Source organism: bacterium (assembly GCA_031082185.1).
Taxonomy (GTDB): domain Bacteria; phylum Sysuimicrobiota; class Sysuimicrobiia; order Sysuimicrobiales; family Humicultoraceae; genus VGFA01.
In genome coordinates this window covers 1-4,164 of the sequence record JAVHLI010000033.1, presented here as the reverse complement: position 1 = coordinate 4,164, position 4,164 = coordinate 1, and the positions used below count along the sequence as shown (strand labels likewise).

Here is a 4,164-nt window from a genome sequence, read left to right as displayed (position 1 = left end):
CCTGCCTGGTGGGCCCTGAGGGACTCGAACCCCCGACGCGCGGGTTAAAAGCCCGGGGAGCAAGGCCGAAACCCCAGTCCCGACGCGGGTTCCAGCCATCGCGCCTTCTCCGGATAGGGTAGCAGGAGGGTAGCAGGCGCTTTGAGTCGAAGGTAGGTCCCCAACGAGCAGGCACTAGCGGAGGTGCCCAAGGTGAGGACGACAATCGAGCCTGTTCTGAACGTGCCCGTACTGGGCGGCGCCTCGCCTAGGAGACCTCCGAGCTCTACCGGGTCCCTTCAATCAGGCAATCAAGGCGGTAGGTGAAGGGGGAGCCAGTTCATGCGCCGCACAAGTCTGTCTCATCGCCTCGGACTGCGACCTGCTCTCAATGACGGCGCGGAGGGGGGGAAAGTGCGACGGCTGCTCAGCCTCGTGACCCTACTGGCCGTCCTCTTGACTGCCACGCCTGCCCACGCCGCGACGATTTACTACCTCGTGCACGTTCGGCAGGGCAACATCGTTGCGATGCTCGGCGCGTACGATTCACTGGACTCGTGTCTCAGGGAGCTGGCGAGGCAACCGGAAAAGACCGGCCTTGAGTGCCGAGCGGAAAACACTCCGTCTCGCCCAAGTCCAGCACCAACACCAACGCCAACGCCGAGGTCTGCTCCAATACCTAGGCCACACCCGGTCTCTCCCAGAGCGCCCGAGGGACTGTGGGTGTTGGTCTACCACGAGCGAGTGGTAATTCAGCCCCGGGTTGGCGGTCCCACGTACAGCACAACCACCAGTTATCGGACAGTGTTCGTGGCGGGACCGTTCCCGACCCGGCAGGCGTGCCAGCAGGTAGCGCTGATGGTTAGTAGCCGCTATCCACCGTCGCTACACTGCGAACCAATGTGAGCAATGCGCAAGCAGGAAGCGGGTGCCCAGGGCCGTCCGACACCTGGCGGCCGCGGGTCTGCCGCCCCCCATCGACCGCCTCGCTTCCCGCTGCTTGGCCTCCGTTGGCGCCGGTGGGCCGCTCGGGCCGGGGCCAGTATTGAACGCGGACCCTGGTGAGGGGTCTCTAACGGGTTCTGACGGAGCGACCGAATTTGAAGACCTGACCCCATGGTCAGGGACCGCATTCTAAGCGGCGTTTCGCGAGGTCTGCACCTCATTTGCACCTCAAGCGTGCCGATAGGACTCACCTAGCTACCCGCCGAACTTCCCTTTCATGAACAGGTCTCAAGGCGGCAGCACAATCTCAACGCACCTGATCGCTCATGTCCGGTTGCTCTTCGAACTCTCTCTCCGGTACATGCTCACAGGGAGAGGCGTCCGCCACGGCAACAACGGCTACACACCGCACGCTTACCCCGCTTATGTAATCGCCGTTGCCTCAGTGGAGGCGTTCCTGAACGAAACCATGATTAGCCCGCTCTCCCAGATGGGCTTCGGCGCCACACCCCTGGATCTCTTCGACAGTGAGGAGGTAGAACGACTTGACCTCCTACTCAAGATCCAATTGCTGCCCCAGATCCACGTGGGGCGCACGATGCCACGCAACACGCAGCCGTTCCAGGACTTCCAAATGCTGGTCAGGCTACGCAACGAGATCGTTCACTACAAGATGGCTGGGCTCCCTCTCGGGTTGCTACGGGATCTTGAGCAGAGGGGAATCGCGCTTCCGAAGCCAGAGAAAACCCAGCCGGCCGACTATTTGGCGATGGGCAAGATCAGTTGCACCGAGGGCATCCGGTGGGCGCACAACACCGCCTGCCGTGTCGTACACAGATTGGTCGAACTGGCGCCGCCGGATCGGAGCGAGAACATGGCGTACCTCGCAAGCGGCTTTGTGGAGATCACTACTGCCGATGTCGAGGCTGCCCTCGCTGCTATGTCCAAGGATGACGGGAAGGGCGCCTGACTTGGCGTCCCGAGCCGACAGGGCATGACTCCTATCGACTCGCTCTGTTGCCCGCACCTAACGCATGTTAGGTGCCGGGGCTGCGAATTACCGGTCCGTCGGAGAGCGATGGCGTTACGGGAGCGAGGGATGAACGTACAGTATCTGCCCCGAAGCAACCGAGAAAACCCAGGCGCGGCGGAATTGGGATTTTGGCAGGGCCTCTGGGGCGTAGCGGGAGACCTCAGGCTCCCAGATCGAGAGCGGGGGTTCGAGTTGTAGATCGTAGTACGCCACAAGTTCAATGGGGAGGCACGTCGGGTACACCTTCCGGAACTTGCCCTCAAGAACGGCGAGGATTGGGTTTCCGATAAAGCCGCCGCCGACAGGTTCGAGGACGGGTCCGGTGAACGCGCCGCGGAAGACGGTCACCATCCTAACCACGTCTCGAAGAGGGGGCTGACTCGGGAAGAACTCGCCCACCGCATTTGGTCCCAAAGTGCCTATGTATTCTAAGAGCGGCTTTAGAGCTGCTCGGCGGCGTTGCAACGTTAGATGGTTTCCAAAGAAAAGGCCGATCAACGAGTTGGAGAACATCTGAGCGAACGCATCTCTGAACGGGGCAGGAGAACCTGCAAGGGTCTCGTCGAGCGCAACTTTGAGCCTCAGGGTGTCGCTGAAACCCTTCGCAAAGTCCTCGTCGATGATTTGTGCCAATTCGAAAGCGACGCGCTCGTCGGTGGAGAGACGACAGAGGATGTCAGGTGCACGGTCGCCACGCCCGGAGCGCACGGAGTTTGGCTTGATGGCAAGAGGCACGGCCCGGGCGAAAAGGCGAAAGATATGACGCTCCCTTTCTGCCTTGCTCCGGAGCGGCGCGATTCGTTTCCCTGGCATGTCAATTGTCCTTTACACGAGGAACGCCGGGCATCGCCGAATGGCCCTGCACAGGCTCATGTCGGTTCAACATCCTGAGCGTCGGACCACTCCAGCCAGGAGAACCGCTCTTCCAGCTTCACATGCAGCGCAGGATCTCCCGTGATTCTCTGGTTCGGCTTCAACAGCCCCGCGAGGTCGAGGTCCCAGAGAACGTCGTTCATTCGCTCCGCCGAAATCATGAGCACGAACTCCCTGCTGTACGCGGTCTCGCGTTCGTCCACGGTGAGCCCACGCGTCCGCGCATGCTCCTGGATTCTAGCGACGGTGAGGGCCTGGGCCGCCAGTTCGAGCGGCGGAGCGGTGAGGTCGATTCGGTAGCAAAGGCGAGGCATCGTACGCTTCCGGCGCTGCTGGAGGCGCGGTCCAGCCGACCGACTAAACCAGTTGACCGAGAAAGGCCACCCGTTCATTCGAGAGGCCAAGAGGGAATAATGTCATCTATCTCATCCATCACCCGACTCATCTCTCGAAGCGCCACGATGATCTGCTGGTACTTCTGAATGTCATCATAGCTGAGAGTCTGCTCCTTGCGATCCTTCAACCACTGGCCGCAAATAGGGAAGCCCCCAATTGTCATCTGCCAAATATCCGAAGGGATGCCCTCAAAGAACTGCTTGTCGTTGATGTATACGCGCGCTTGATCTGGCTCATATTTCACCCTGGTCACGATGTTCGACCCCGCGACAGGGAATGCAGTAACGGCAGCACTCAGTTTCGACGATCCCATCGTATGAAGGTCAGTCAATTCCTGGCCCTTCCCGACCAAGGCGTTGAAAAGTTTCACGTCCTTGGTGAGAGGTATCACAGGAAAGTCCCTTCTCAGAAATGCCGCGTATCTCGAACGGTAGGTGGGCGAGTGAAGGATCGCATAGACATAGTGGAATACATCTAACGCTCCGACGGTCCTCTTCAGATCCCCATGCGCGCTCGTCACGAATCGGATGTTGAGTTTACTGGCAAGTGCCTTAGTGAACCCGGAGGACAGATTCGGTCTTCGTGTCTCATTCTCCAAGAACAGATCCACGGACTTGCCGTCCTCATAAAGATACAGCGGGAAGTTCGTGCTGCTGCCGCGATAGAAGATGTTGTGGTCACACATGTACTTCGTGCAGAACACTAGGTCCCACGGGCCACTGGTGACCAGCCCTGCGCGTCCAACGCACATCGCAATATTCGGGCGTTGCAGATGTTGCATTACTTTGAGGCGCAGTCGGTGAACAAACGGCTTCATCGCAAAGAGCCACACTTGGTCAAAGGGTCGATAGAGATAGGGCTGCACAAATCTCTGCCAGTTCTTCTCTTTCGCGAGGGCGGCGCGGGCGCCCGCGAGTTTCCAGAATGACCGGTCTTCG

4 protein-coding genes are annotated in these 4,164 nt (G+C 59.8%); 1 reads left to right on the top strand and 3 read right to left on the bottom strand.

The window, feature by feature from the left end; all coding sequences use genetic code 11:
* The first annotated feature begins 1,258 nt into the window (after window positions 1-1,258).
* Window positions 1,259-1,894, top strand: coding sequence for a hypothetical protein (locus RDU83_13950; protein MDQ7842104.1), 636 nt, complete (start codon window positions 1,259-1,261; stop codon window positions 1,892-1,894).
* 114 nt (window positions 1,895-2,008) lie between these two features.
* Here the strand turns inward: RDU83_13950 and RDU83_13945 are convergent, their stop codons facing one another.
* The 3 genes from RDU83_13945 to RDU83_13935 all read right to left on the bottom strand — a co-directional run.
* Window positions 2,009-2,770, bottom strand: a complete 762-nt coding sequence (locus RDU83_13945) for a hypothetical protein (GenBank protein MDQ7842103.1) — start codon at window positions 2,768-2,770, stop codon at window positions 2,009-2,011.
* A gap of 56 nt (window positions 2,771-2,826) precedes the next feature.
* Window positions 2,827-3,144 (bottom strand): hypothetical protein, encoded by a 318-nt coding sequence (locus tag RDU83_13940; protein MDQ7842102.1) that lies wholly within the window; start codon window positions 3,142-3,144, stop codon window positions 2,827-2,829.
* Window positions 3,145-3,218: 74 nt separating this feature from the next.
* Window positions 3,219-4,164, bottom strand: a 946-nt coding sequence (locus tag RDU83_13935; protein ID MDQ7842101.1) for a type ISP restriction/modification enzyme, incomplete at its 5' end; no start/stop codon positions are given.

Coding starts and splice junctions, on each gene's coding strand:
- RDU83_13945 (MDQ7842103.1), bottom strand. CDS start 2,770: ATGCCAGGGAAACGAATCGCGCCGCTCCGGAGCAAGGCAGAAAGGGAG.
- RDU83_13940 (MDQ7842102.1), bottom strand. CDS start 3,144: ATGCCTCGCCTTTGCTACCGAATCGACCTCACCGCTCCGCCGCTCGAA.